At 69.0% G+C, this 25,782-nt stretch carries 19 protein-coding genes and 1 tRNA gene; 14 read left to right on the forward strand and 6 right to left on the reverse strand.

Going from position 1 to position 25,782, the window contains the following annotated elements:
* The first annotated feature begins 84 nt into the window (after window positions 1-84).
* Window positions 85-525, forward strand: a complete 441-nt coding sequence (locus tag MUN76_RS12970) for a metallopeptidase family protein (RefSeq protein ID WP_244685222.1) — start codon at window positions 85-87, stop codon at window positions 523-525.
* Window positions 526-595: 70 nt separating this feature from the next.
* Here MUN76_RS12970 and MUN76_RS12975 read toward each other — a convergent pair whose 3' ends face one another.
* A complete protein-coding gene (locus MUN76_RS12975; RefSeq protein WP_244685223.1) occupies window positions 596-1,240 on the reverse strand; it encodes an MIP/aquaporin family protein in 645 nt (214 codons plus the stop codon).
* A gap of 311 nt (window positions 1,241-1,551) precedes the next feature.
* Between MUN76_RS12975 and mtrA the strand changes: the two genes are divergently transcribed.
* From mtrA to hpf, 5 genes are all read left to right on the forward strand, one after another.
* Window positions 1,552-2,235, forward strand: a complete 684-nt coding sequence (mtrA, locus tag MUN76_RS12980) for an MtrAB system response regulator MtrA (RefSeq protein ID WP_244685224.1) — start codon at window positions 1,552-1,554, stop codon at window positions 2,233-2,235.
* Between the two features lie 4 nt (window positions 2,236-2,239).
* Complete coding sequence (gene mtrB, locus MUN76_RS12985) at window positions 2,240-3,943, forward strand: MtrAB system histidine kinase MtrB (protein WP_244685225.1); 1,704 nt, start codon at window positions 2,240-2,242, stop codon at window positions 3,941-3,943.
* On the forward strand, window positions 3,940-5,613 hold the full coding sequence (locus MUN76_RS12990) for an LpqB family beta-propeller domain-containing protein (protein ID WP_244685226.1): 1,674 nt from the start codon (window positions 3,940-3,942) through the stop codon (window positions 5,611-5,613). The genes mtrB and MUN76_RS12990 overlap by 4 nt, the downstream gene beginning before the upstream one ends.
* Window positions 5,614-5,779: 166 nt before the next feature.
* Window positions 5,780-6,544 (forward strand): ComF family protein, encoded by a 765-nt coding sequence (locus MUN76_RS12995; RefSeq protein WP_244685228.1) that lies wholly within the window; start codon window positions 5,780-5,782, stop codon window positions 6,542-6,544.
* An 18-nt stretch (window positions 6,545-6,562) separates the two neighbouring features.
* Complete coding sequence (hpf, locus tag MUN76_RS13000) at window positions 6,563-7,195, forward strand: ribosome hibernation-promoting factor, HPF/YfiA family (protein ID WP_244685230.1); 633 nt, start codon at window positions 6,563-6,565, stop codon at window positions 7,193-7,195.
* A gap of 70 nt (window positions 7,196-7,265) precedes the next feature.
* Here hpf and MUN76_RS13005 read toward each other — a convergent pair whose 3' ends face one another.
* The gene (locus MUN76_RS13005; RefSeq protein WP_244685231.1) at window positions 7,266-8,027 is read right to left on the reverse strand and encodes a polyprenol monophosphomannose synthase; all 762 of its coding nucleotides are present in this window, start codon (window positions 8,025-8,027) and stop codon (window positions 7,266-7,268) included.
* A 205-nt stretch (window positions 8,028-8,232) separates the two neighbouring features.
* Here MUN76_RS13005 and secA point away from each other — a divergent pair, with 205 nt between their 5' ends.
* From secA to MUN76_RS13025, 4 genes are all read left to right on the forward strand, one after another.
* Window positions 8,233-10,983 carry a preprotein translocase subunit SecA gene (gene secA, locus MUN76_RS13010; RefSeq protein WP_244685232.1) on the forward strand — a complete coding sequence of 917 codons (2,751 nt, stop codon included), beginning with the start codon at window positions 8,233-8,235 and terminating at the stop codon, window positions 10,981-10,983.
* A 63-nt stretch (window positions 10,984-11,046) separates the two neighbouring features.
* Window positions 11,047-12,006: a DsbA family protein gene (locus MUN76_RS13015; RefSeq protein WP_244685233.1), complete on the forward strand. Its 960-nt coding sequence runs from the start codon at window positions 11,047-11,049 to the stop codon at window positions 12,004-12,006.
* Between the two features lie 30 nt (window positions 12,007-12,036).
* Window positions 12,037-12,109 (forward strand) — tRNA-Thr (locus tag MUN76_RS13020).
* A 121-nt stretch (window positions 12,110-12,230) separates the two neighbouring features.
* The gene (locus tag MUN76_RS13025; protein WP_244685234.1) at window positions 12,231-13,175 is read left to right on the forward strand and encodes a DMT family transporter; all 945 of its coding nucleotides are present in this window, start codon (window positions 12,231-12,233) and stop codon (window positions 13,173-13,175) included.
* 172 nt (window positions 13,176-13,347) lie between these two features.
* Here MUN76_RS13025 and MUN76_RS13030 read toward each other — a convergent pair whose 3' ends face one another.
* Both MUN76_RS13030 and msrB read right to left on the reverse strand, forming a co-directional pair.
* Entirely contained in the window at window positions 13,348-13,902 is a 555-nt protein-coding gene (locus MUN76_RS13030; RefSeq protein WP_244685235.1) for a nitroreductase family protein, read from the reverse strand.
* Window positions 13,899-14,336 (reverse strand): peptide-methionine (R)-S-oxide reductase MsrB, encoded by a 438-nt coding sequence (gene msrB, locus MUN76_RS13035; RefSeq protein WP_244685236.1) that lies wholly within the window; start codon window positions 14,334-14,336, stop codon window positions 13,899-13,901. Before msrB ends, MUN76_RS13030 begins: the two co-directional genes overlap by 4 nt.
* Before the next feature lie 338 nt (window positions 14,337-14,674).
* Here msrB and MUN76_RS13040 point away from each other — a divergent pair, with 338 nt between their 5' ends.
* The 3 genes from MUN76_RS13040 to MUN76_RS13050 all read left to right on the forward strand — a co-directional run bounded on the left by MUN76_RS13040 (window position 14,675) and on the right by MUN76_RS13050 (window position 22,404).
* Entirely contained in the window at window positions 14,675-18,196 is a 3,522-nt protein-coding gene (locus MUN76_RS13040) for an Ig-like domain-containing protein (RefSeq protein WP_244685237.1), read from the forward strand.
* A gap of 90 nt (window positions 18,197-18,286) precedes the next feature.
* On the forward strand, window positions 18,287-21,427 hold the full coding sequence (locus tag MUN76_RS13045) for an HtaA domain-containing protein (RefSeq protein WP_244685238.1): 3,141 nt from the start codon (window positions 18,287-18,289) through the stop codon (window positions 21,425-21,427).
* Between the two features lie 65 nt (window positions 21,428-21,492).
* On the forward strand, window positions 21,493-22,404 hold the full coding sequence (locus MUN76_RS13050; protein WP_244685240.1) for an HtaA domain-containing protein: 912 nt from the start codon (window positions 21,493-21,495) through the stop codon (window positions 22,402-22,404).
* Window positions 22,405-22,687: 283 nt separating this feature from the next.
* Here MUN76_RS13050 and MUN76_RS13055 read toward each other — a convergent pair whose 3' ends face one another.
* The gene (locus MUN76_RS13055; RefSeq protein WP_346730397.1) at window positions 22,688-23,425 is read right to left on the reverse strand and encodes a heme ABC transporter ATP-binding protein; all 738 of its coding nucleotides are present in this window, start codon (window positions 23,423-23,425) and stop codon (window positions 22,688-22,690) included.
* The gene (locus MUN76_RS13060; protein ID WP_244685242.1) at window positions 23,425-24,492 is read right to left on the reverse strand and encodes a FecCD family ABC transporter permease; all 1,068 of its coding nucleotides are present in this window, start codon (window positions 24,490-24,492) and stop codon (window positions 23,425-23,427) included. Before MUN76_RS13060 ends, MUN76_RS13055 begins: the two co-directional genes overlap by 1 nt.
* Before the next feature lie 170 nt (window positions 24,493-24,662).
* On the opposite strand from MUN76_RS13060, the gene MUN76_RS13065 reads away from it, so the two are divergent.
* Window positions 24,663-25,751: a heme/hemin ABC transporter substrate-binding protein gene (locus MUN76_RS13065; RefSeq protein WP_244685243.1), complete on the forward strand. Its 1,089-nt coding sequence runs from the start codon at window positions 24,663-24,665 to the stop codon at window positions 25,749-25,751.
* Window positions 25,752-25,782 lie beyond the last annotated feature (31 nt).

Below are 25,782 nucleotides of genomic sequence, written 5' to 3' on the forward strand. Positions count from 1 at the left end.
CGTTGCTCCGCGCTGACGCGCTGACCGGCGCTGCTCGCTGAGGTGTTGACCGGCGCCGCTCACTGACGCGCCTACACTGGGATCATGGCAGCTCGAGAACGCGTTCCCGGCGCACGCGCGGCCGGGGGAGTCCGGCGGCACGGCCGTCGCCCGATCCGGTCCTCGATGACCGGCCCAGGACTTCCCGATCCCACGAGCCGGTTCGCCCGTTTCGAGTCCGACGCGCGCGGCGTGGTGGAGCTGCTGCAGTCGCTCTTCCCCGAGGAGCTCGACGGGGTGCAGATCGGATTCCAGACCGCACCGAGCGGCATCGGTGAGAGCCGGCTGCCCCTGCTCTACTCGATCGACCGGGCCTCGCGCACGATCATGCTGTACCGCATGCCCATCCAGCGGGCGCGTGGCCTGCACGTGAACGACGACGAGCACCGCCGCTACTTCGTCGAGCACTGCGTCTACCGCGCCGTGTGCGAGTACCTTGGGCGCGAGCCGTGGGATCTGCTGCCGGGGCGCTTCGAGCACTTCTGAGACGGACGGAAACGGCGGTGGCCGGGAAGCATGCGCTCCCCGGCCACCGCCGTCGTTCGAAGGGCCGGAGCTACGCGGCGGCCTTCTCCAGATCGTGGCTGTTGAGCACGCGGAACACGAGTGCCGCCAGCGCACCGCCCACGAGCGGGGCGACGAAGTAGAGCCACAGGTTCGACCAGGCGAAATCGCCGTGGATCGCGAGGCCGAGTGCGACGGCGGGGTTGAAACCGCCACCCGAGATCGGGCCGACGGCGAAGGCGCCGACGACCACGACGGAGCCGATGGCCAGGCCGTAGAAGGAGTTGCCCTCGGTGTCCTTCGACGTGGCGACGTTGAGCACGACGTACACGAGAATGAAGGTGAAGAGCGCCTCGACGAGGAAGGAGGAGCCGACCTCGATCTCCTTCGCTGCCTCGGGAGCGGCGAAGATCGCCCCGGCGAGGAGCGCGCCGAGCGCGCCGCCGACGAGCTGCGCGATGACGTAGGCGATGAAGCCGACGCCGTCGAGAGCACCACGGATGAGAGCGCCGAGCGAAACGGCCGGGTTGAGGTGCGCGCCCGAGAGGTGACCCGTTGCGTAGATCAGCACCATCAGCGTGAAGCCGATGGCGAGGGGGGCGAAGTCTCCGGCGTTGTTCACGGCTGCGACGATCGCGAAGACGAACAGGAAGGTCGCGAGCGCTTCCGCCACCGCATTCCGAGCGGTACCAGTCATTTCGACTCTCTTTCTTGACATCCTGGGAATTTCCACAGGTTTTGTTCAAGTATGGCAAAGAGGCGCGGGAGCGGGCGACCCTTATTTCTCGTCATGTCGCGCCTCGCGCCGGGATGTCCGGGTTGATCGAGCGTGCGTCGCGCACATTCCGGCGGAGATTTCGCCTACGCAGGAGCGAAATGCCGGAAACCGTCCTCCGTACGTGAGATCTCCGCCGCAATTGACGTGGAACCGTGCCCCGGAGCCACACGCAGCCGATCCCGAACCCGTGAAATGAGTCAAGTCGGGTCATTGCGACCATAATGGGACTCATGAGCGCGCGGATCTTGGTGGTAGACGACGATCGAGCCCTTGCCGAGATGCTGGGCATGGTGCTGCAGGCGGAGGGATTCCTCACGGACCACTCCGCCGACGGGGCCGAGGCGGTCGAGAAGTTCCGCGAGGTGCGCCCCGATCTCGTGCTGCTCGACGTCATGCTCCCCGGGCTCGACGGCATCGAGGTGTGCGAGCGGATCCGCGCCGAGTCGGGCGTGCCGATCATCATGCTCACCGCTCGCACGGACACGCGCGATGTGGTGCGGGGGCTCGAGGTCGGAGCGGACGACTACGTCGTGAAGCCGTTCAACCCGGCGGAACTCATCGCGCGGATCCGCGCGCGGCTGCGGGAGCCGCAGCAGGAGGCCGCCGAGGCGCTCCGGATCGGCGACCTCACGATCGACGTCGCCGCGCACGAGGTGCGTCGCGGCACGACGCCGATCCCGCTCACCCCCCTCGAGTTCGATCTCCTCGTGATCCTTGCCCGCAAGCCGCAGCAGGTCTTCACCCGCGAGGTGCTGCTCGAGAAGGTCTGGGGCTACCAGTACAAGGCGGACACCCGGTTGGTCAACGTGCACGTGCAGCGCCTGCGCGCGAAGATCGAGCAGGATCCCGACCGTCCGACCATCGTGACCACGGTGCGCGGCGTCGGGTATCGCGCCGGCACCCCCACTGAGTAGCGCCGTGCCGGGCACGTCGAGCCGCTCGCGCCTCGCCCTCATGTGGCGGCGCTGGCGTCTCCGCTGGGTGCGCGCGACGCAGCCCGTGCTCGGCCCGTTCCGCGCCCGCTGGCGGCGCTCGCTGATGGTCCGCACGATGACGATCACGGGTCTCGTCACGGGGTTCGTCGTGCTCATCGCCGGCGTCTTCATCCTGTCGAGCATCAGCGAGGACCTCACGTCTTCGCGCCGGGACCAGGCGCTCCAGGACTCCGCGCGTGCGACCCTCGCGGCGCAGCACGATCTCGATGCCTCCGATGCGTCGGATCGCGGCAGCCTGTCGACGCTCGCGGCATCGGTCCGCCGTACCGTGCAGGACACCTCGTCGAGCCAGATGGTCTACCTCCGGCGGCAGTCGGGGCAGGCCACGTTCCCCGAGGCGCCCCCGCCCTCCTTCACGAACCGGATGCTGGTCGAGGCGGTGTCGCCCGAGCTCGCGCGGGAAGTGGCGACCTCCACCGAGCCGCAGCACTGGCAACCCGTGACCTTCGTCGCCGAGGACGGCACCACCGCCCCCGGGATCGTCGTCGCGTCCAGCCTGAACTTCCCCGCGGGCGCCGGGACGTACGACCTCTTCATCGGCTACAAGCTGAGCGACACCCAGGACACCCTGAGCTTCGTGCAGCGCACGCTGCTCATCACCGCCGCCGCCATGATGGCGTTCATCGGGATCCTCGTGTGGATCATGTCCCGCGTGGTGTTCCGACCGATCCGCGCGGCCGCGGACACGAGCCGCAAACTCGCCGCCGGTGAGGAGGACGCCCGCATGCCGGTGCAGAACGACGAGCACTTCGACGTCATGTCCGAGAACTTCAATGACATGGCCGACACCCTGCAAGCCCGGATCCAGGAGCTCGACGACCTCTCCGAGATGCAGCAGCGGTTCGTCTCCGACGTGTCCCACGAGCTCCGCACCCCGCTCACCACGATCCGGCTCGCGAGCGAGGTGCTGCAGGGTCAGCAGGGCGGGCTGGCCCCCGGGCAGCAACGGGCTGTGGAGGTGCTCGGTACCCAGGTCGACCGCTTCGAGGCGCTGCTCGGCGACCTCCTCGAGATCTCCCGCTACGACGCCGGGCGCGTGACCCTCGAGACGGAGCCGACGAACCTCGTGAGCCTCGCGCACGAGGTCGTGGATCAGCTGCAGCCCCTCTCGGCCGGGGTGATCGAGGTGCGCCCGCTCGGCGGCTACTCGCCGGTCGACGTCGACGCCCGACGCATCCGGCGGATCGTCTCTAACCTCGTCGGCAACGCCATCGAGCACGGCGAGGGGCGCAGCATCGTCGTGTCGATCGACTCGAGCGCCTCCGCCGTGGCGATCTCGGTGCGGGACTGGGGGATCGGCATGACGGCGAGCGACGTGGAGCACGTGTTCGACCGCTTCTGGCGGGCGGATCCGTCGCGCAAGCGCACGTTGGGGGGCACCGGCCTCGGCCTCGCGATCGCCCAGGAGGACGCCGCGGTGCACGGCGGCACCGTCGAGGCCTGGTCCCGACCCGGGGAGGGATCGAACTTCCGTCTCACCCTGCCGCGGTCCGAGGGCATCACCACCTTCATGTCCCCGCTGCCGCTGGTGCCGGAGGACGTGGCCGCCGAAGACGGCGATCCGCAGGCGACCGGTGGGTGGCTCCGTCGCCCGTTCCGCCGCACGCGAAGGGAGAAGCGACGATGACCCGTCGGATCGGATTCGTGCGCACCGCCGTCGTGGCCGTCGCGGTGCTGGCGCTTGCCGGCTGCAACGCGATCCCGGGCTCCGGGCCGGTGCAGGTCGGGCTCACCGACCTCAAGCAGGTCGACCAGCTCGTGCAGTTCAACCCGTCGGGGCCCGTGGCGGGATCCAGCCAGGAGGACCTCGTCCGAGGCTTCGTGCAGGCGGCGACCTCGAGCAGCGACGACTACTCCGTCGCACGTGAGTTCCTGTCGACGGAGTACGCGGACCAGTGGGATCCGTACTACGGGGTACTCATCGACGACGGCAGCCGCCCCTACCGCGACGACGGCGACTTCGCGGGGGTGCTCTCGCTCGCGGCGGCCGCGAACGTCGACGCTCAGGGCCTCATGCTGCCCGCCGAGCCCGGGCCGACGACCGACATGCGCTTCGAATTCGAGCTCGTCGGTGACGAGTGGCGGATCTCGTCGGCCCCGAGCGGGATCATCCTCGACCGCAGCGACTTCCTCGCGATCTGGTCGTCGCACGAACTCAACTTCGTCGGACCGGACGGGCTGCTGGTGCCGGAGACCCGCTGGTATCTCAACCGCACCGCCCTGGCGACGGAGATCGTGGGCGGTCTGATCGAGGGCCCCGGGCGACGCATGCAGGAGTCGGTCCAGAGCGGGTTCCCGGCGGGAGTGACGCTCGTTTCGGGCACCGTACCGATCGTCGACGGGCACGCCAGGGTGGACCTGTCGAGCGAGCTCTTGGAGGCGGGCCCCGAGACGCTGAAACTTGTCGAGCAGCAGCTGAGCACGAGCCTGAAATCCGTGCAGGGGGTCACCGGGATCGAGTTGCTCGCCGACGGCGCGTCGCTCTTCGAGGGAGCCACCACCACCCGCAGCGAGCTGCGCCCCTCCGCGGACATCGTCAACGCCGCGGTCGTCAGCGACGGCGCGCTCGGCCTGCTCATCGGCGGAGAGTTCCGCGAGATCGAGGGACTGAGCGGTCCCGTGCTCGACCTCGATCCCGAGGCGGTGACCCTGTCGTTCGACGGGACCGCGGCGGCGGTGCGCCACGGCGGCGGGGTGACGCGCGTCACGGCCGAGGAGAGTGCGATCGTCGACGATCGGCCGGGCCTCGTGGACCCGAGCTTCGACGTCTACGGCACCATCTGGACCGTGCAGCGGGCGACCGCCGACCAGCTCCGGGCCACGACGCCGGACGGCACCGGGCTTGCCATTGCGGCGCCCTGGCTCGCGGGCCGGGATCCGGTCGCCGTGCGGCTCTCGACCGACGGGAGCCAGATCGCCGCGCTCGTCGAGAGCCCTGACGGCAGTGTCGTGCTCGTCGCGGGTGTCGTGCGGGACGACGCGGGCGTGCCGCTGCGCACGACCGACGAGGCAGTCGCGCAGCTCTGGACCACCGGATCGCCCGTCGACTTCGACTGGATCGATCAGACGAAGTTCGCCGCGCTCACTGACCTGGGGAACGCGAGCAAAGTGACGACCGGCGGACCGGGTCTCTTCGCGCAGGAGCAGGGTTCGGTGCCCGACGGCGCGGCGATCAGCGGGGGCGGACTCCGATCGCAGCTGCGGGTGCTCGGCGACGGAGACGCCCTGTTCGCGTCGCAGGGGAGCGGCTGGCAGCGGATCGACAACGGGATCGAGCTGCTCGCGAAGCGGGGGTAGGCGCGGCTCGACGCGGCTCGACGCGGCTCGACACGGGAAGTCGGGTCGGCGGGTCCGGGCGCCGAATCTTCGCTCACAGGATCGGCAGGGGCTCCGGATCGCACGGGAAGTCCACCGAACATGGCCGGGAGGTCTGTTGCTGGTCAATGGGCAGCAGACTGGGGCGATGCCAAACTTCCCGACGCTCCGAGAGCTCCTGCTCGACGTATTGGCCATCCTCTGGCCGACCGCGTGCGTCGGCTGCGGTGCGGCCGATCGCGACTGCTGCGCTCGGTGCGTGGCGGAGGTGCGCGCCGCAGCGCCCGTGCGCAGACGCACGATGGGGGTGCCGGTGTTCGTGCGCGGCGAGTACGCCGGGGTGCTGCGCGCCCTGCTCGTCGCGTTCAAGCACGAGTACCGGTTCGGGTTCCGACGCCAGCTGGGTCCTGCCCTCCGGGCTCCGCTGGTCGAGGCGATGGCGCTCGCCCGCCCCGGCCGACCCCCGCTGCTCGTGGCGGCACCGTCGCGACCCGCGGGCACGCGCGCTCGCGGCTTCCGACCCGTGGAGGTGCTGATCCGAAGTGCCACTCGCGGCTGGCGGATCCCGCAGCGCCGGGTGCTCCGGACGACCCGCGGACGCGTGGGACAGGTGGGGCTGGGACCCGCCCAGCGGCGAGTGAACGCCCAACGGATCGCGGTGCGCCGGGGCGCGGTCAGCGCGATCCGGGGCCGCGACATCGTGCTCGTCGACGACATTCTGACGACGGGCGCAACACTGTTCGCGGCGCGCGAAACCCTGGAGCGCGCGGGTGCCACCGTCATCGCAATCGTGGCGCTGTGCGTGGCGGAACGGCGTGACACGCGGCCCGCGGCTGAGGGTGGAAACGGCGAGAGCGAGTGGAGTAGGCTTCCGGAAAGGCGTAAGGGTGCGCCACACTGGCCCACCGCCTGAGTCAACTGGGAGGTCACCATGGACGTGCACATCCGCGGCAAGAACGTCGGCATCACCGATCGCTTCAAGGACTATGTCGAGTCCAAATCCGACAAAGTTGACGGGCTCTTGCCCAAGGCCCAGTTCTTCGAGGTCAGTGTGTCGCGACTGAGCGACCGCAGCCCCCAGAACGGCGACCGAGTGGAGATCACGCTCATCGGTCCGGGCCCGGTGATCCGCGCAGAATCCACGGGTGGCGACAAGTACACCGCCTTCGACATGGCCTACGGCCGGGTGCTCGAGCGGATCCGGCGCATGAAAGACCGTAAGCACGAGCACCGCGGCCGCGGCCGCATCTCACTCGCCGATGCCTCCGCGAACGACTTCGACATGCTCGATGTGACTCCGGCACCGCTCGACGTCGTCGAATCGGTCGCGACCGGGAGCGTCCCCATCGCGGGGCAGGAGACCGGGGACCAGGAGTACACCCCGGTCGTCATCCGCTCGAAGGAGTTTCCCGCCGAGAGCCTTTCGGTCGAGGAGGCGGTCGACCAAATGGAACTCGTCGGACACGACTTCTTCCTCTTCCTCGAGTCGGACTCGGGCCGCCCGGCGGTCGTGTACCGCCGCAAGGGGTGGAACTACGGCGTGATCTCGCTCGCCAACGAGTAGGTCGCACGGCCCGGCGACGGGCGCGACGCGTCACGCACGACGCACAGCAGTGGGTCGAACCCGGAACGATTTACGGGTTCGGCCCACTGTCGCGTTCCGGCGACGTGCGGCGACCGAATCGCAGCTCCCAGCCCCAGCGCAGCACGTTCACCAGGGCCTCCGCGGCGATGCCCACGGACATCTTCGACCGCCCGCCCGCGCGCTCCACGAAGGTCATCGGCACCTCGTCGATCGGGCAGCCGATGCGCTCCAGCCGCCACGCGAGCTCGACCTGGAACCCGTATCCCTGGGTCGTGAGCGTGTCGAGATCCACCCGCGTCAACCACTCCGTCCGCAGCGCGCGGAAGCCGCTCGTCAGATCGTGGAGCTGGGACCGCAGCGCGATCCTCGCGACGGCGGTGCCGAGCCGCGAGATGGTCTGGCGGGTCCTCGGCCAGTTCTCGATGCGTCCGCCGGGCACCCAGCGTGCGCCGAGCGCGAGGCCGGCTCCGTTCCGCGCCGCAGCGAGCAGCCCAGAGAGCTCGCTCGGGAGATGCGATCCGTCGGCGTCCATCTCGACGGCGAAGCGGTAGCCCTCGGCGATCGCGCGGCGGAACCCGACGAGGTACGCCGTGCCGAGCCCGAGCTTGCCCGCGCGGTGCTCGACCCGGATCCGCGGGTCGGCGGCCGCGAGCTCGTCGGCGATCCGGCCGGTGCCGTCGGGGCTGGCGTCGTCGATGATGAGGATGTCCGCGTCGGGCAGGTGCTCCCGGATGCCGGCGACCACCGCGGGCAGCGTCTCGCGCTCGAGGTACGTGGGGAGGATCACGAGCGCCCCACTGCCGCGCTCCATGGAGACTCCTCGTTCGTCGATCGCCGGCCCATCCGCCGTTCGGCAGCGCAGGGGTCCTGCGCGCTCGTCCGCGACTCTATCCTGGCATCTCCCCAGGTGACGCGCGCGCTCGGCTTGATAAGCTGAAGCGTTGTCACAATTCGGCAACGACGGTTGTGCCGCGCCTGCGGCTCTCGGCCGAGCAAACCCGTACAGGAGAATCAACGTGGCGACAGTTCTCGAAAAGCTCCTTCGCGTCGGCGAGGGTCGCACTCTGAAGAAGCTCGAGCGTCAGGCCAAGCTGGTCGCAGACCTCGAGGCCTCCTTCGCGGACCTGAGCGATGAGGAGCTCCGCGGTGAGACCGAGGAGTTCCGCGAGCGGCTCGAGAAGGGCGAAACCCTCGACGACCTCCTGCCCGAGGCGTTCGCCGCGGTGCGCGAGGCGGCGAAGCGCACGATCGGCCTGCGGCCGTTCGACGTGCAGGTGATGGGTGGCGCGAACCTGCACCTCGGCAACATCTCCGAGATGAAGACCGGTGAGGGCAAGACGCTCGTCGCAACCCTCCCCGCGTATCTCAACGCCCTGGCGGGCAAGGGTGTGCACATCGTCACCGTCAACGACTACCTCGCGACGTACCAGAGCGACATCATGGGTCGGGTGTTCCGGGCCCTCGGGCTCACCACCGGCTGCATCGTCGCGGGTCAGGATCCCGCACTGCGTCGGGAGCAGTACAACGCCGACATCACCTACGGCACGAACAACGAGTTCGGCTTCGACTACCTGCGCGACAACATGGCCGGATCGGCCGAAGAACGCGTGCAGCGCGGCCACTTCTTCGCCATCATCGACGAGGTCGACTCGATCCTCATCGACGAGGCGCGGACGCCGCTCATCATCTCGGGCCCAGCCTCGGGCGAGGCCAACCGCTGGTTCTCCGAGTTCGCGCGCGTCGCGAAGAAGCTCGAGCCGGGCGTCGACTTCGAGGTCGATGAGAAGAAGCGCACGATCGGTGTGCTCGAGCCCGGCATCGAGAAGGTCGAGGATCACCTCGGCATCACGAACCTCTACGAGTCGGTGAACACTCCACTGATCTCGTTCCTGAACAACTCGATCAAGGCCCGCGCGCTCTTCACCCGCGACAAGGACTACGTCGTGCTGAACGGCGAGGTGCTCATCGTCGACGAGCACACCGGCCGCATCCTGGCCGGGCGCCGCTACAACGAGGGCATGCACCAGGCGATCGAGGCCAAGGAAGGGGTGCAGGTCAAGGCAGAGAACCAGATGCTCGCCACCGTCACCCTGCAGAACTACTTCCGTCTCTACGAGAAGCTCTCGGGCATGACGGGTACCGCGGAGACCGAGGCCGGCGAGTTCATGTCGACCTACAAGCTCGGTGTGGTCCCGATCCCGACCAACAAGCCCATGCAGCGCAAGGATCAGCCCGACCTCGTCTACAAGAACGAGGAGGCGAAGTTCGTGCAGGCGACTGCGGACATCGCGGAACGCCACGCCAAGGGTCAGCCGGTCCTCGTGGGTACGACCAGCGTCGAGAAGAGCGAGTACCTCTCGCGTCTGCTCGCCAAGGCGGGCGTCCGCCACGAGGTGCTGAACGCGAAGAACCACGCGCGTGAGGCTGCGATCATCGCGCAGGCGGGTCGCCTCGGCGCCGTCACGGTCGCGACCAACATGGCCGGCCGCGGTACCGACATCATGCTCGGCGGCAACGTCGAGTTCCTTGCCGTGCAGGAGATGGCGTCGCGTGGGCTCTCCACGACCGACACCCCCGACGAGTACGAGGCCGCGTGGGACGACGTGTTCGCCGCGGTCAAGGAGACCGTCGCCACGGAGGCCGAGAAGGTCGTCGCGGTCGGCGGGCTCTACGTGCTCGGCACCGAGCGCCACGAGTCGCGCCGCATCGACAACCAGCTGCGCGGTCGGTCCGGCCGTCAGGGCGACCCGGGCGAGAGCCGCTTCTACCTGTCGCTCGCCGACGACCTGATGCGCCTGTTCAACTCGGGTGCCGCGGCGGCCCTCATGAACCGCGACGGTTTCCCCGACGACCTCGCGATCGAGTCGAAGGTCGTCACCCGCGCGATCCAGAGTGCGCAGAGCCAGGTCGAGGCCCGCAACGCCGAGATCCGCAAGAACGTCCTGAAGTACGACGATGTGCTGGATCGCCAGCGCAAGGCGATCTACAGCGACCGTCAGCAGATCCTCGACGGCGAAGAGATCGAGCCGCGCATCGACGCCTTCCGGCAGCAGACCATCGACGCGATCCTCGACTCGCACGGCAGCGATGACAACTGGGACTTCGACGCCCTGTGGGGTGACCTGCGCCAGGTGTACCCGGTCGGGATCACGGTCGACGAGCTGCTCGCGGAGGCGGGGTCCTCGAAGGTCGACAAAGCGTTCCTGCGCCGCGAGATCCTCTCCGATGCCGAGGTCGCCTACCAGAACCGTGAGGCCGCACTCGGCGAGGAGGCGATGCGCGAGCTCGAGCGTCGCGTCGTGCTCACCACCATCGATCGCCGCTGGCGCGACCACCTCTACGAGATGGAGTACCTCAAGGAGGGCATCGGCTTGCGTGCGATGGCTCAGCGCGACCCGCTCGTCGAGTACCAGCGCGAGGGCTTCAACATGTTCGAGGGCATGATGGGGCAGATCAAGGAGGAGTCCATGGGGCTGCTCTACAACCTCGAGGTAAAGGTCCGCCCGGCCGAGGGGCCCCAGGATCATGTGCACCTCGAGGGCGGCGGCCTCGAGGCCGAGCAGAGCACCGATCAGGCGAAGCTCAGCTACAGCGCCCCCGACGAGGACGGTGCCCCCGCGGTGAGCGGAGCGGCGACTCCGCAGGCTCCGAAGGCCCCGAAGGGTCGGACTCAGCAGCCCGCCCAGCGCGGCGCGTTCGGTCAGCAGGTCGCCGCCGATGCCGCTCCCACCAACCGTGCCGAGCGCCGCTCCGGCAAGAAGAAGTAGTTCTTCGCTCCCTGAGACACCCAGTCGAGATCCGCGCCAGCGGACCAACCGGAAGATTCATCCATGGCAAATGAGAACAGTGGTCGTCTGACCAAAAACGAGCGGCGCGCGCAGGGCCGAGAGCAGGCCCGTCTGGCACGCGAGCAGGAGAAGAAGCGCGAGAAGCGGAACCGGCTGTTCCTCCAGGGCGGTGTGGTGCTCGGTGTCATCGCGGTGCTCGCGATCGTGGGCGTCGTGCTCGCGCAGTCGATGAAGCCCGCCGGCCCCGGTCCGGCGAACATGGCCTCCGGTGCTGCGATCTTCGGCAAGGACCTCGCCGTCGTCGAGAGCCCCGCTCTGCAGCCCGGTGACGAGCGCACGGCGCCCGAGGTGAACCGCGACGAACTGCCGCTGGACGTCACCATCTACGTCGACTACATGTGCCCCGCCTGCGGCGCCTTCGAGCAGCAGAACGGCAGCATGCTCGAGAACTACGTCGGCAGCGGCGACATCACGCTCGGGGTCTACCCCCTGAACTTCCTCGATGCGGCCTCGCTCGGCAGCAAGTACTCGACCCGCGCCGGCAACCTGTTCAGCTGCGTCGTCGAGGAGCAGCCCGACGTGGCGTTCAAGCTGCACAACCGCCTGTTGAGCGCGGAGGTGCAGCCCGCTGAGAACACGACCGGGCTCACCGATGACCAGCTGCTGGAGGAGGCCGAAGCCGCCGGCGCCGAGCTGACCACCGAGCTGCGCCAGTGCGTCAAGGACGTGCGCTTCGGCAACTTCATCGCCACGAACTACAAGGCCGCGAGCGAGACCGGCCTGCTCGGCCTCGCCAAGGGTGCGCAGATCCTCGGCCCCGATGGGGCGACCCTGCAGGAGGCGGGCACCCCGCAGCGCCTGGTCAGCACCCCCACCGTGATCGTCAACGGTCAGCAGTGGAACCAGGCACGCGACGGTGCCCTGGAGTCCTACCTGCTGAAGGTCAAGGGCGAGCTGGAGCAGAAGAACGGTGATTCGGAGGAGGACTCCGAGACCGAGTAAACTGCTCGGGGCGGCCACGGCCGCCCTCCTGCCGCCTTAGCTCATCTGGTAGAGCAGCGCCCTTGTAAAGCGCAGGTGGTCGGTTCGAGTCCGACAGGCGGCTCCGCAGACGAAGGCCCCGCTCCGGCGGGGCCTTCGCCGTGCCGGCGGTCCCGCGCCTCGCTCCAGGCCGCTGTGCTCCGGCAGCGGTCTCGCACCGCGGGAACGAGGAGTAGGGTGGGGGAGTGCCGCAGACCACTTCCAGATTCCCCGTCTGGGCGGCCCTGCTCGGATCCGGTCTCGCCGGGATGCTCGTCGCCCTGCAGTCCCGCGTGAACGGTGGCCTCAGCCAAGAGCTCGGCAACGGCTACGTCACCGCAGCGGTGTCGTTCGGGATCGGCCTCGTCATCATGTGCGTGCTGATGCTCGTGTCGCGCCGGGCGCGCTCCGGCCTCGGCCAGCTCCGCACGGAGCTGCGCGAACGCCGCCTGCCGTTCTGGACCCTCTTCGGAGGCGCCGCCGGAGCGCTCTTCGTGCTCGGGCAGGGGCTCGTCGCGCCGCTCACGGGGCTCGCGCTCTTCACGGTCGGGATCGTGGCGGGACAGGTGCTGGGCGGGCTGGTGCTCGACCGGGTGGGCCTCGGCCCGGGCGGCAGGATCAGCCCGACCCCCGGTCGCCTGATCGGCACCGGGCTCGCCGTTGTCGCGGTGCTCGTCGCCGTCGGCTCGGACCTCGAGAGCCTCCACATGGTCTGGCTCGTGGTGTTCCCGGTGGTCGTCGGAGCGTGCGTCGCCGGGCAGTCGATGGTCAACGGCATCGTGCGAGCGGCTGCGCGGAGCGCGATCACCTCGACCTTCGTGAACTTCGTCGTCGGCACCACACTGCTCGTGATCGCCGCGGCGGTCTCGGTGGGAATCAGTGGCTGGCCGCAGGCGTGGCCGACCTCGCCGGTGTATTACATCGGCGGCATCGTCGGCACGATCTTCATCGCGATCGCAGCGATGCTGGTGCGCGCGGCGGGGGTGCTGCTGCTCAGTATGTCGAACGTCGCCGGCCAGCTCATCGCGGCCGTGGCGTTCGAGGCCGGGCTGCCGCTCGCGGACGGGCTCACGACCGGGCTGATCGCGGGATCCGCCATCGCGCTCCTCGCGGTGGTGATCGCCGCGCTGCCGTCGCGGAGCCGCGGCTGAGGGGCTGGGGTGGCTGGGGCTGGATCGCCAGAGTCTTGGGCTGATCCGCGCCAATGGTCGGCAGGCGCGCCAATTGCGGCGGAGATCTCACCCACAGCGGATGCACCAGGGTGTTTCGCTCCGACATGTGTGAGATCTCCGCAGTAATCGGCGGTGATCCCGACCCCGCTCTCTAGAGCGACGTGAGGTGCCGCTCCAGGTCGAGCGGTTTGCGCGGCTTCGACGTGCGGTCGCGGTCCGGGATCCCGCCCACGTGGATCCAGCCGAGGAGATACTCGGACTTCTTCAGTTCGTGCGCTTTTCGCAGCGCCTTGTGGCGGGTTTCGCGGCCGGTGCGCCAGAAGCAGCCCCAGCCCGCCTCATGGAGGAGGAGTTCGAGGGCGTGGGCGACCCCGTTCGCGACCGACTCCTGCTCCCAGAGGGGCACCTTGCTGCTCGAGCGCGGGCTGACCACGATCGCGAGCACGAGTGGTGCGCGCGTCGCTTTCCCGATGGTCTTCTTGAGGTCGGATCCGGTGGCCTTCGCGAGACCGCGGGCGAGCCGGTGCCGAGCGTCGCCGCGCAGCGCGATGACGCGCCAGGGGCGGAGCCGCGAGTGATCCGCGATGGAGGTCATCGCCCCGAGCAGGCGCTCCAGCTCCTCCTGCATCGGTGCCTCGTCGGTCACCCGCGAGTGCGAGCGGCGTGCGACGAGCGCGTCGAACGCGGTCGCGGCGGGGTCGGTCATGCCTCGTCTGGGGTCGCGCCGGCCTCGAACGAGAGGGCGAGGGAGTTCATGCAGTAGCGATCTCCCGTGGGGGTGCCGAAGCCGTCGGGGAAGACGTGCCCGAGGTGCGAGCCGCAGTTCGCGCAGCGCACCTCCGTGCGCACCATGCCGAGGCTCGCATCCTCGAGCAGTTCGACGGCCTCAGGGCGGACACTCTCGTAGAAGCTTGGCCAGCCGCAACCGGAATCGAACTTGGTGCCGGCGACGAACAGCTCGTTCCCGCAGGCGCGGCAGCGGTACAGGCCGTCACGGGTCTCGTCGAGGAGCTCACCGGTGCCGGCGCGTTCGGTGGCGGCGGTGCGGAGGATGGCGTACTCCTCCGGGCTCAGGCGCTCGCGCCACTCGCTCTCGCTCAGGGTGACGGGGTAGTCCTGCGAGTCATTCGGTGCATTCACGACGGCCTCCCGGGGCGTGCAGTGCGGGGTCTTCCGGTACGGAGATCAGTGTACGGCTGGGAGTCGCGAATCCGCCCCACGCCGGCTGTCCTACCGAGTGCGAGCGATACATCTGATGTAAGAGTGCGGCGTGTTGCAAAACTCGATTTGCATCATCGGATGATATTCATCAGACTAATAGATGGTGGCTGAGGGTTGCCTTACCTCAGTTCGATCCTATGAATGACGTGCCGGCGCCCGCCGACACACCATCTACTCAAGGAAACAGAGTCAGCATGACACATACGTCAGAGAACTCCTCGGTGACAGAGGAGCGTCCGAAGCGCGGGAGAGGCCTCTTGGGTCTGCTCACAGCGATGGTGCTTGCCGTGAGCGGTGCGATGGTCGCGCCGATCGCCGCGAATGCCGCCCCGCACCATCAGATCGCGGTCGATGTGACCGAGGTCGCGAATGAGAAAATCGTGGTGAACGTCACGGGATCCGGCTTCAGCGATGTGCAGTTGCTCCCCGGTCAGACCGTTCCTCACGTGTACCTCGCGCTGATCCCCAAGGGCACTGACCTGTCCACGGTCGGCCAGGGTGGAAGCTTCCCCAACATCTCTGCCGATGTCGCCCCTGATGGATCGCTGACCTACGCCGCGCCGCTCGAGGCCGCGGCTGCCGACCTGGTCGACGGCGGGGACTACGAGGTCATCTCGTGGCCGTCGCGCTCGAACCCCTCCGACGCGAATCTCTACACTCGCGCGGATGCCGTGATCGACTGGGCTGCACTGTTCCCGGCTGCTCCTGCGGTTCCGACGCTGTCGGGTGTCGTGACGGAGTTCGCGAATGATCGTGTTGATATCGCGGTGACCGGTTCGGGCTTTGATGATGTGCAGGCGCTGCCGGGTCAGAGCGAGCCGCACGTGTACGTGAAGCTGTCCGAGGTGGGTGCGGATCTGTCGACCGTGGCTCAGGATGATCCGTCGCTGTCGACGTCTGTGGTCGATGGTGCGATCAGCGGTGTGCTGTCGGTGCCGGCTGCCGGTCTGGACAAGTCGAAGTCGTACGAGCTGATCTCGTGGCCGTCGCGTTCGTTCCCGACGGAGTCGAACGTGTATGCGCGTTCGGCCGTCACGATCGACTGGGCTGCACTGTTCCCGGCTGCTCCTGCGGTTCCGACGCTGTCGGGTGTCGTGACGGAGTTCGCGAATGATCGTGTTGATATCGCGGTGACCGGTTCGGGCTTTGATGATGTGCAGGCGCTGCCGGGTCAGAGCGAGCCGCACGTGTACGTGAAGCTGTCCGAGGTGGGTGCGGATCTGTCGACCGTGGCTCAGGATGATCCGTCGCTGTCGACGTCTGTGGTCGATGGTGCGATCAGCGGTGTGCTGTCGGTGCCGGCTGCCGGTCTGGACAAGTCGAAGTCGTACGAGCTGATCTCGTGGCCGTCGCGTTCGTTCCCGACGGAGTCGAACGTGTATGCGCGTTCGGCCGTCACGATCGACTGGGCTGCGCTGTTCCCGGCTGCTCCTGCGGTTCCGACGCTGTCGGGTGTCGTGACGGAGTTCGCGAATGATCGTGTTGATATCGCGGTGACCGGTTCGGGCTTTGATGATGTGCAGGCGCTGCCGGGTCAGAGCGAGCCGCACGTGTACGTGAAGCTGTCCGAGGTGGGTGCGGATCTGTCGACCGTGGCTCAGGATGATCCGTCGCTGTCGACGTCTGTGGTCGATGGTGCGATCAGCGGTGTGCTGTCGGTGCCGGCTGCGGGTCTGGACAAGTCGAAGTCGTACGAGCTGATCTCGTGGCCGTCGCGTTCGTTCCCGACGGAGTCGAACGTGTATGCGCGTTCGGCCGTCACGATCGACTGGGCTGCGCTGTTCCCGGCACCGGTGTACGAGCCCGTGCTCACGGTGACCCCGAATGCGGACCTGAACCCCGCGGGCGCGTCCGTGACCGTGACCGGAAGCGGGTACAACCCCAACCAGCCGATCTACGTCACCACCTGCGCTGATGTGCCGCTGGAGAACGTGTCCTTCGACTTCATCAACGCCGGATGCACGGCGGGCGCGCTGCAGATCTCCGCTCACGGGAAGCCCTCGCGCCCCGGTGCGCTGGAGTTCGCTGCGGACGGATCGTTCACCGCCACGATGACGGTCTCGCCTCGCGCGAACGCTGACGCGACCTCGTTGTACACGATCGCGAACCACACGGCGCGCAACGATCGTGGCCAGGACGCGAAGGCGACGCTCGACTTCGCTCCTGCCCACGAGACCACCATCGACGTCACCGCGGCTCCGAGCGACGCTTCGTTCGGCGACGAGGTCACGCTGACCGCGACCGTGACGCCGCTCGGCGCCGCAGGCACGGTGACGTTCTTCGATGGCGACACGCAGATCGGTGCTCCGGTCTCGGCCGTGCTTGGCAGCGCGTCGGTGAAGACCAGCGACCTGACCGCAGGTGCGCACAACATCACCGCGCGGTTCACCCCGGCGAACGCCAACGTGTATGAGGCATCCGAGTCCGAGGTCGAGGCGCTGACGATCGCGCAGCTCGCCACGAGCACGACCCTCGTTGCCTCCACCGAGGACGCGACCTTCGGCGACACCGTCACGCTGACCGCCACGGTGGCTCCGGCAGTCGCCGGTACCGTCGAGTTCTTCGACGCTGCCGGATCCGTCGGCACTGCTGTCGTCAACGCGGGCATCGCCACGCTCGAACTGGATGCCCTCGACGCCGGCGAGTACACGTTCACCGCGGAGTTCACGCCCTCGGATGCGGCGAACCACGGCACGTCCGAGTCTGACTCGGTCGACGTCTCGGTCGCGAAGGCGTCGAGCAAGACCGGTCTCGTGTCCTCGACTATCGCACCGAAGTACGGTGACGAGGTCGTGCTGACCGCGACGGTGGCTCCGGCCGCTGCCGGTGAGGTCGAGTTCTTCAACGGTGCGGAGTCCGTCGAGACGGTCACCGTCGCCGCGGGCAAGGCGACGACCACGGTCGACGGCCTGGACGCGGGGACCTACGGCTTCACTGCCGTTTTCACCCCGGCAGACGAGAACAACGTCTCCGGCTCCAAGTCCTACGAGCTCCTGGTGACCGTGGAGAAGGCCACGACCACCACGACGCTCACCGCCCCCGCCACGGTGGAGCTGGGCAAGGCGACGACGCTCTCCGCGTCGGTCAGCCCGGCCGTCCCCGGTTCGGTCGCCTTCTTCGATGGCGACACCCAGATCGGCGATGCCGTGGACTACGTAAGCGGGACGGTCCCAGTCGAGACAGCGGAGCTCGAGGCGGACGCCTACGCGTTCCGCGCCGTGTTCACCCCTGCGGACGAGGTCAACTACGAGGGTTCGGCCGACACCGCGTCGATCTCGACCGTCGATCACGCCGACGCAGTGGTGACGATCAACGGTGCAGCGACCGCGAAGATCACCGCCGGTGACACGGTCGTGTTCGCCGCCGGTGTGTTCGCCGAGGGCACCGAGGTGACCGCGGTCGTGCACAGCGATCCGATCGTGCTCGGCACGAAGACCGTGGATGCCAACGGCGTCGCCAGCTTCAGCTGGACGGTCCCGGCCGCATTCGTGGGCGACCACACCGTGGTCTTCACGACCGCGGACGGCGTTGAGCACAGTGCGGCATTCTCGGTGCTGGCTGCCAACACGGGTGGCGGCGAGACCCCGGGCACCGGCAATGAAGGCACGAACGCGGGCAATGGGTCGAACGGTGGCACCACCACCGCCGGCACCGGCGCGAAGGGCCTGGCGCAGACCGGTTCGGACGGCGTTGCCGGCCTGACCGCAGCGGCCATGCTCGTGCTGCTGGCGGGTGCGGGCCTCATGCTCGCCCGCCGCCGTGCAGGCGCCCACTCGTAAGAGTTCGGGAGCCACGGGCCGTCTTGGTTGCAGAGTCGCTCTGCACCAGGACGGCCCTTTCACGAAGCTAGACAGGGAGTCATGGTAGGCATGTTTCGGCAGAATTCGATCGCCCGAATCGCATCAGCAATGGTCACGGCCGCGGTCGTCGCGGGATCGCTGCTCTTCGGCGCAGGCACCGCACACGCCGAGGTGCCGGACTCCGGTACCGCTCAGAGCACTCCGGTGCTCGAAGCGACACTGACCCTGACCCCGAACGAACAGGTCAGTGCCACGGTCACCGGTGCCGGATTCCCAACGGTGGATCCCGCCGCAGCCGACGGCACCGCCACTGTCACGGTCGCGCTGGTCGAGCAGGGAGCTGACCTCGCCGCGCTCGCGTCGTCCCCTGCCACGGTGTCGGTCGGTGTGGCCCCCGACGGATCCCTGCTGAGCGCCGGATCCGAGATCCAGCGCCCGGCGTCGGAGTTCGACGCCGCGAAGCGCTATGAATTCGTTGCGTGGCCCTCGTCCGTCGCCCCCTCGCAGGACGTGGTGCTCGCGCGCGTCGACGCCACGATCGACTGGCAGGCACTCTTCCCCGCGCCGGCAGAAGCCGTCGCTCCGGAAGTCGACGACACTTCCGTGGCATCCGAAGCACCTGCCCCGTCCACCGCGCCCGCGCCCCTCGTGGACACCCCCGCTGCGCTGGCCGCGGGATCCTCGGTGCTCTCCGCCGACGTGCGCGAGTTCGCCGAGGATCGCATCGAAGTGAACGTCTCGGGAACCGGGTTCGAGCACGTCAAGGCGCTGCCCGGGCAGACCGTGCCGCATGTCTATCTCGCGCTCGTGCCGAAGGGCATCGATCTCGCGACGGTCGGTCAGGGCGGCGCCTTCCCCAACATCTCGGTCGATGTGCAGCTCAACGGCACGATCAGCAGCGGGAGCACGCCGCTGACCGACTCTCTCCAGAACCTCGATCGCACCACGTCCTACGAGGTCATCTCCTGGCCGTCGCGCTCGAACCCGACGGAGGCGAACCTTTACGCCCGCACCGACGCGGTCATCGATTGGAGCGTGCTGAGCCCGGAGCCCGAAGGACCGGCGCTGCAGGTCGACGTGAGCGAAATCCCGGGAACGGGCATCGAGGTCGACGTGACCGGATCGGGTTTCGAGGACGTCAAGGCGCTTCCCGGGCAGACGACGCCGCACGTGTACCTCGCCCTCATTCCGAAGGGCACCGACCTCGCAGATGTCGGGCAGGGCGGCAGTTTCCCGAACGTGTCCGTCGAAATCGCACGTGACGGGACGTTCCCCGCGTCGACGCTCGAACAATCCTCTGGTTCCCTAGACCGCACCAAGTCCTACGAGGTCATCTCCTGGCCGTCGCGTTCCAATCCCACTGAGGCGACCCTGTATGTCCGGGCGGACGCGGTGATCGACTGGGATGCGCTGTTCCCCGAGGACGTCGTGGCGCTCTCGGCGAAGATCACGGAGGCGTCGAAGACGACCGGCCTGTCCGTGAAGATCGAGGCGTCGAATCTGCCCGCCGACACGGTCGGCAGCACCGTGACAGTGGCGTTCGTCGAGCGCGGTCGCGCGGTCACCTCGAGCGCCGACATCGCGGCATCCTGGACCCGCACCGTCACGGCCGAACGCACGATTGCCGTGTCCTCGAATGTCGTGCCCTCGCGGCTCGACCGCACCAAGACCTACGACGTGCGCCTGTTCCGCGGCACCGAGGCCACTCAGGCCGTGGCCCAGCAACTGGCCGCGACCCCGGTGCCGGTGACGGAGAAGCAGTGGGAGCAGGTCTTCGGGCCGCGCTCGACCGCGACCGTCACCGTGCCGAAGATCGCGGTCGTGCCCTCCGGCTTGAGCGTCGACGTGCGCGCGACGAAGCTGCCGAGCACGCTGATCTACGTCGCGATCATCGAGCGCGGCACCGAGTCGGAGCTCACCCAGGACGGCGGCTACGCCGCCTTCCTGTACCAGCCGAAGGTCGAGCACGGCGCCGGCAACTTCAACTTCGTGGTGCCCAAGACGGCGCTCGACCGGAAGAAGTCCTACGAGGTGCTGATCTGGCAGTCGCACAGCAACCCGGACGCCTCGACGATCTACGGGCGCGCCGATCTGAAGATCACCGACGCGCAGTGGGACGCACTCCAGGGAACCGTGCCGGAGAAGCCGACGGACCCGGTGGCACCGGCTCCGGCGCCCACGGGGTCCGCTGCCCCCGGCTCGCTCACCTGGGGCATCTCCTCGGGGTTCGCCGACTACACCACCAACCCGAGCCGGGCCGGCGGCAAGTCGGGCGGCAAGATCATCACGAGCGGCGTCGGCGGCGGTACGGGCGGTTACCTGTTCCCGCAGGCCGCCGGTGGTGCCTGGGACGCAACGACCCAGACTGGCTCCGTGCAGTACTCCGGGGTGGTGACGTTCACCGCGCACAAGGGCCTCATGAACGAGACCTTCTCGAATCCTCTGATCACGGTGTCGAGCGCCACGCAGGGCTCGATCTCGGTCTCGGGGCGCTCCTTCCCGCTCGACCTCGGATCGGCCAGTAAGTCGGTCGGCCCGAATGGCGAGGTCACCTGGTCGGGTGTGCCGGTCGCGGGTGCGATCAGCGGCGGCGACGGGTCGAGCGGTGGATCGCTCGCGGTCGACCCGCTGAGCTTCACCGTGGGCAGCGTGAGCCAGGTGTCCTTCGGTGCAACCGCGGTGGGTGGGGACGACAAGCCCAAGCGCATCGCGAAGGCCACGGCACCCGCGTTCTCCGGCATCACCGTGCTGACCGACGCCGAGAAGATCACGCCGGGTGGTCGGATCGAGCTCGAGGCGCCGGGGTTCGAGGCCAGCGACGAGGGCGTGCTCGTGGTGCTCTACGGCGCCGACGGATCCGGTCCCATCGTGCTGGACGAGGAGGCGAAGGCCAACGCCCGCGGGCTGGTCAGCTGGTCGGGGACGCTGCCGAAGGATCTCACCGGGATCCACACCATCACCTTCCAGGGCAGCATCGACGTGGGGGCGAACATCGACATCCTCGATGAGGAGACCACGAAGAAGGCGGCCGCGGAGAAGCGCGCGAAGCTCGAGACGGTGCAGGAAGCGCAGTCTGCGGGGATCGCCGCACCCGTTGCGGTCAGCGGAGGTATGGCAACCTGGGAGTGGTGGGCCGGCGCGGGCGGACTCGTCGCGATCGCCGCGTGTATGACACTGCTGGTGATCCGGCAGCGCAACCTCGCTCCGTAGCCCGGCGCGACCGCCGACCCCGCCGATCCGCACCCCACATCACCACGCCACAGGAGGCACCCGCCGTGAACGTCACCCCCATCCGCCGATCGACCGCGCTGCTCGGCGGAGCGATGCTCGCCTCGGCGCTCGTGCTCGTTCCCGCGGCGGCCCAGGCGATCGCGCCCGCGTCGCTGCCCGCGACCCCGGAGGTCGCCGAGGACGCACCGGCTGCGTGCACGGTGACCGGCGGCACGCTCAGCTGGGGGGTGAAGGAGAGCTTCCGCTCCTACATCAGCGGCAGCATCGCCAACGGATCGTGGGAGGCGACCGAGGGCGCCACGTACGAGACTCCGGCGTTCACGTGGAGCGGCGGCACCGGGAGCATCGATCCCGAGACCGGCACCGGCACCGTGTCGTTCGTCGGCACGACGCACTTCACCGGCCACGACGGGGTGCTCGACCTCACTTTCGCGAACCCGACGCTCGAGTTCGAGGGCGACGGCACGGCGACCCTGCTGCTCGACGCGCGGAGCACCGACGCGACCGGCGCCGTCACGATCGACACCGCGCAGGAGTGGGTCGGCGACGTCGAGGCGCCGGCGACCCTGCCCGTGACCGGGACGGCGCTCGACGTCGAGGACATGGCGACCTCGCTCACCAATAGTGGCGCGAAGGCTTTCGCCGGCTTCTACGAGGCCGGTGATGAGCTCGATCCGATCTCGATCGCGCTGATGTTCGAGAACTGCGATGTCTCAGCGGCACCGGTCGCGTCCGAGGAGGAGACGCCCGCTCCCGAGGTCGCAGAGACGACGGAGGCACCGGCGGCGCAGCAGGTGCCGTGGCTCCCGATCATCATCGGCGGCGTCGCGATCCTCGTGATCGGCGTGACCGCGGGCATGCTCGTGGCGGGCCGCAAGCGCCCCGCACGGTCGGGGGCCGCGGATCCCGCTGCTCCGGTGACACAGGACACCCCGCCGACGCCGCCCCAGGCGTAGTCGCAGGCCGCGCTCCCGGGGTCCGGGCCCCGGGGCATCGCGGGACCAGGCCCCCGGTGTCCTTCGCCAGGCGAGGCGCACTGAAGCAGGGATCTGCGTTCCCGCTGACCGGATCGTCCGAATCCCTCAGCGGGAACGCCGATCTCTGCTTGAGCACGGGCTTCCGAGGGCCGAGTGCCCCGAGGGTCGCACTCCAGGAAGCGTCAGCCGCGCAGGGGCACGACGAATCCGCGCCCCGTCACCGGGTGCGGGATGATCTCCACCGGGGTGCGATAGACGTCGCTCACGATCTCCGCGGTGAGCACCTGCTCGGGGCATCGCAGGCCGCGATGGCTCCCTCGCGGAGGAGCGCGATCCGGTCGGCGTACGCTGCCGCCAGGTTCAGGTCGTGCAGCACGACCAGCACGGCGTCGCCGGCTCGTGCGCGATCCCGAGCCAGGCTCAGCACCGACTCCTGATGCCCAAGGTCGAGGGCCGCGGTCGGCTCATCGAGCATCAGCACGCCGGTGCGGCCGGCCATGACCCGGGCGAACGCGGCGCGGGCCCGCTCGCCGCCCGACAGCGATGGCACGCGCCGACTCCCGAGGTGCGAGATGTCGGCGGCCGCGATCGCCTCGGAGATCGCGGCATTGTCCTCGTCTTCGAGCGGGGTGCGACGCCACGGCGCGCGGCCCATCTCCACCACCTGGTGCACGGTGAACGGGAACAGCAGCTGGTTGTCCTGCAGCAGCACGCTGCGGCGGCGCGAGAGGTCGCCGAGTGACCAGTCCGAGATCCGACGATCGCCGAAGCGGACCTCCCCGGAGTCGGGGGAGACGTCACCCGACAGCAGACTGAGCAGCGTCGACTTGCCCGCGCCATTCGGGCCGAGGAGCGCCAGCACCTCGCCCGCCCGTACCTCGAGCGACACCGCATCGAGCAGCACGCGACCGCCGCGAGACAGGGTGACCGAGTCGGCTGCGCAGACGGTCTCGCCGATCGGCGTCCGCTGCGGCAGCGCGATGTGCCGGGCCGCGGCCATCAGCCCCACCCCCCGGCCCGCTTGCGCGTTCGACGCAGCAGCCAGAAGAAGAAGGGGCCGCCGACGAGCGCCGTGAGCATGCCGATGGGCATATCGGCCATCGGCACGATCGTGCGCGCCCCGAGATCCGCGAGGGTGAGGAGCAGCGCTCCGCCGAGCGCCGATGCGGTGACGAGGGGGAGGTGGGCCGGGCCGAGGATCATACGCATGAGGTGCGGGATCACGAGCCCGACGAACGCGATGATTCCCGCGAAGGCCACGGCAGCGCCGGTGAGCAGCGCCACGATGAAGATCATGCCGATCCGGAGCGCCTCGACGTTCACGCCGAGGTGACGCGCGTTGCGCTCGCCGAGCGAGAGGAGGTCGAGCTTCCGGGCGACGGCGTAGGCGACGATCAGCCCGATCGCGATGACGGGAGCGACGATCAGCACCTGCGACCAGCGGCTGCCCGCCAGGCTGCCCAGCTGCCAGAAGACGATCTGCTCGCGGGACTGGGTGTCGCCCAGGAAGGTCAGCAGCGCGATGGCGGCGCCGGCGATCGCGTTGACCGCGATGCCGGTGAGCACGAGGGTGACCACCTCCGTCTTGCCCTCGGCCCGGCTCATCGCGTAGACGATGAGGGTCGCGGCGAGGCCGGCGACGAAGGCGAAGACCGCGGTCGTCCACTCGCCGAAGACGGTCAGCCCGAAGACGATCGCGAGTCCGGCACCCACGGCCGCGCCGGAGGAGATGCCGATGACTCCGGGCTCCGCGAGGGGGTTACCGAAGATCGCCTGCATGATGAGGCCCGCGACGGCGAGCCCCGCGCCCACGAGCGCGGCCATGGCCACGCGCGGGAACCGGATCGCCCACAGCGTCTGATCACCCGTCGGGTGCGTCGGCAGCGGGAGCCAGTCGATGCCCACCCGATGCAGCAGCGACCCCAGTACCTCCTGGGGCGGGATCCCGAGCTGCCCGGTACCGGCCGAGACGAGAACCGACACGAGGAGCGCCACCGCGAGCACCACGAACAGGATGGTCTTCGTGGCCGTGTGGCGTGACGCCGTGGCCGGGTGGGAAGGATTCATGCGCTCTCAGTACTGCTTTCTGTGCCGCGTCGCGGACGGGTGCGGGCGGCGGATCTGCGCGACCGGAAGTCCGGATTCATCTTACCTTCATGCGGTTAGGCTAAGTTGGGTGATCGTCTGATGAAAGGGCGTGACTGGATATGGGCAGGGCTCGCATACGCACCGCCGCCGTGGTGGCACTCGTCGGGATCCTCGGCTTCGGACTCGTCGGCTGCCAGACGGGATCCGCGGCGACCTCCGGCACCGCCGCGGCCGAGTCGGTCGAGCTGCCGCCGCTGAGCGACGTCACGCCGCTGGAGGATCCGACGGCGTACGAAGGCCCCACCACCGCGCTCATCGGCGGTCCGAGCATCCCGCCGCTCGCGGAGGCGCCCGAGGCGACGCTGCCGACCACGGTGATTTCGAAGGATCAGGCCGGCGACACCGAGATCACGGTGGAGGACACCTCCCGGGTGCTGGCGCTCTCGCTGAGCGGCACGCTGGGCGAGCTCGTGTACGCCTTCGGCTTGAGCGACCACCTCGTGGGTCGCGACGTCTCGACGAACTTCGCGGGGGCGGAGGATCTGCCGATCATCACGCGCGACGGCCACTCGATCGACGCCGAGGCCGTGCTCGCCCTCAACCCGAGCCTCATCATCACCGATGGCAGCATCGGGCCGACCGACGTGGTGCTGCAGCTGCGCGACGCCGGGATCCCGGTCGTGACGGTGGATCGCGCCGTCGACGCCGAGTCGAGCTTCGTGACGGCGCAGCAGGTCGCCGACGCGCTCGGCGTGGGCGACGCCGCCCCCGAGCTGATCGCCGGGCTCGACGCGGCGATCGTCGCCAAGGAGGCCGAGGTGCAGCAGCTCCTGCCGGCCGACGAATCGAAGCTGCCGCGGGTGGCGTTCCTCTACGTGCGCGGCACGGCCGGCATCTTCTACCTCTTCGGGGAGGGCAGCGGCACGGACAGCCTGATCCGTTCGATCGGCGCGGTCGACGTGGCCGAGGAGATCGGCTGGGTCGGTGAAAAGCCGATGACCGAGGAAGCCTTGATCGCGATGGATCCCGACATCATCCTCGTGATGACGAAGGGGCTCGAGAGCGCGGGCGGGGTCGATGGCCTGCTGCAGGCGCAGCCGAGCATCGCGCTCACGGCGGCCGGCCAGCACCGTCGGATCATCGACGTGGACGACACCGTGCTGTTCGCCGGGGGCACCCGGATCCCCGATGTGATCGACGGGCTCGCCCGCGCCGTCTACGCCCCGGACTCGCTCTGAGCCGGCTCCTCACCGCGCTCGCAGGAGCACC

This window comes from Leucobacter rhizosphaerae, assembly GCF_022919175.1.
GTDB lineage: Bacteria > Actinomycetota > Actinomycetes > Actinomycetales > Microbacteriaceae > Leucobacter > Leucobacter rhizosphaerae.

Bases quoted from the DNA above. Each gene is read 5' to 3' on its own strand.
- MUN76_RS12970 (WP_244685222.1), top strand. From the start codon at position 85: ATGGCAGCTCGAGAACGCGTTCCCGGCGCACGCGCGGCCGGGGGAGTC.
- MUN76_RS12975 (WP_244685223.1), bottom strand. From the start codon at position 1,240: ATGACTGGTACCGCTCGGAATGCGGTGGCGGAAGCGCTCGCGACCTTC.
- mtrA (WP_244685224.1), top strand. From the start codon at position 1,552: ATGAGCGCGCGGATCTTGGTGGTAGACGACGATCGAGCCCTTGCCGAG.
- MUN76_RS12990 (WP_244685226.1), top strand. From the start codon at position 3,940: ATGACCCGTCGGATCGGATTCGTGCGCACCGCCGTCGTGGCCGTCGCG.
- MUN76_RS12995 (WP_244685228.1), top strand. From the start codon at position 5,780: ATGCCAAACTTCCCGACGCTCCGAGAGCTCCTGCTCGACGTATTGGCC.
- hpf (WP_244685230.1), top strand. From the start codon at position 6,563: ATGGACGTGCACATCCGCGGCAAGAACGTCGGCATCACCGATCGCTTC.
- MUN76_RS13005 (WP_244685231.1), bottom strand. From the start codon at position 8,027: ATGGAGCGCGGCAGTGGGGCGCTCGTGATCCTCCCCACGTACCTCGAG.
- MUN76_RS13015 (WP_244685233.1), top strand. From the start codon at position 11,047: ATGGCAAATGAGAACAGTGGTCGTCTGACCAAAAACGAGCGGCGCGCG.
- MUN76_RS13030 (WP_244685235.1), bottom strand. From the start codon at position 13,902: ATGACCGACCCCGCCGCGACCGCGTTCGACGCGCTCGTCGCACGCCGC.
- MUN76_RS13045 (WP_244685238.1), top strand. From the start codon at position 18,287: ATGTTTCGGCAGAATTCGATCGCCCGAATCGCATCAGCAATGGTCACG.
- MUN76_RS13055 (WP_346730397.1), bottom strand. From the start codon at position 23,425: ATGGCCGCGGCCCGGCACATCGCGCTGCCGCAGCGGACGCCGATCGGC.
- MUN76_RS13060 (WP_244685242.1), bottom strand. From the start codon at position 24,492: ATGAATCCTTCCCACCCGGCCACGGCGTCACGCCACACGGCCACGAAG.